A 1419-nucleotide genomic window follows, 5' to 3' on the forward strand; every position below is an offset into this window, starting at 1 on the left:
GCCCAGCAGCCCCCCTACGACGCCCCCAGCGGCGCCCAGCCCGTGTACGACGCACCGAGCGGCGCGCAGCAGGCGTGGAGCGGGCCGCCCGCCTACGGCCAGAACGAGCAGTGGAACGGCGGCGACGAGGGCCTGGGCCGCGGCCGGGCCGCGGGGCTCGGCGCCAAGAAGAAGAGCAACCTGCCCGTCATCATCGGCGCGGCGCTGGTCGGCGCCGTGGTCGTCGCGGGCGCGGCCTACGTGGTGCTCGGCGGGGACGAGAAGAAGAAGACCCCGTCGTCGGCCGCCGCCACGGACGGCGCCAAGGCGGAGGACAAGCCGGCCGACCCGGGCAAGCCGTCCAAACCCGCCGAACCCAAGCCGAAGGCCGGGCTGGTCACCAACGTCAAGACCGACCCCAAGCCGCTGACCCTCGCCGAGGTGTTCGGGCAGCAGAAGTTCACGCAGGACGGCGTCACCTATCTGATGACGGCGTCGAACTCCACGACCTGCGCGCAGGGCGTCAAGGGCGCGAAGCTGTCGGCGGCGCTGACGGCCGGGAAGTGCACGCAGCTCCTGCGCGCCACCTTCACGACGTCCGGCGGGAAGCTCATCGGCACCATCGGCGTCGCCAACCTGAGCACCGCCGCCGCCGCGAAGAAGGCCGAGACCGTCGCGACGGCCCCGAACGCCAACGACACCTATCTGGTGCCGCTGCCCGGCAAGGCCCCCACCGCGAAGATCGGGAACGCCGACGCGCTCGGCTCCGCGCAGGCACGCGGCCACTACCTGATCCTGAGCTGGGTGCAGCTGCCGAACGGCAAGCCGATCCCGGCGAAGTCCAAGCCGGCCGTCACCCAGTTCATCCAGAGCACGGTGCTGGGCAGCAAGCTCGGCCCCGCGCTGCACTACCGCGACCAGAACGGCAAGCCGATGCCCGCCGGTGGCTGATTTATGGGCTATCTCCCCGGATCTTGCACGTTCGGTTAGGCTGTCGGACCATGTCCGGTCCTGACGATGGCCCCCACGGAGCCGAGGCGTCCGACGCGTCCGCGTCGTTCCCCTCGGCCCCGCCGAGTTTCGGCCACCGCTCCACCGATCCCGCCGCACCGTCCTCGGAGCCGGGCCCGCCCAACGCTCCCTGGTGGGCGTCCGGGCCCGAAGCGCCCTACGACGACGTCCTCGTCGCGGGCCCCGGCTTCAACGCCGTGGACACGCGCCGAGCCGTCCCCCCACCGGGCTCCGCCGACGACGCCCCCGTCCTCGAACCGGACGCGATCCACCCGCCGGGCACCGCCCCCACCGCCGCCAACCCGCTGCCCAAGCCGCCGCTGGACGCCGCCCCCGAGCAGCGGTCCGACGCCGTCTCCTTCCCGGCCACCGAACCCTCGGACCCGTGGAACGCCGCGTCACCCGCCGCGAACGCCTGGTCCCAGCCCG

At 73.4% G+C, this 1419-nt stretch carries 2 pseudogenes; both read left to right on the forward strand.

What is annotated here, in order from left to right:
* A pseudogene (locus ACYVE7_RS34010) lies at positions 1 to 930 on the forward strand (hypothetical protein); the annotation flags it as partial.
* A 50-nt stretch (positions 931 to 980) separates the two neighbouring features.
* A pseudogene (locus tag ACYVE7_RS34015) lies at positions 981 to 1419 on the forward strand (hypothetical protein); the annotation flags it as partial.

Source organism: Actinocorallia lasiicapitis (assembly GCF_054778695.1).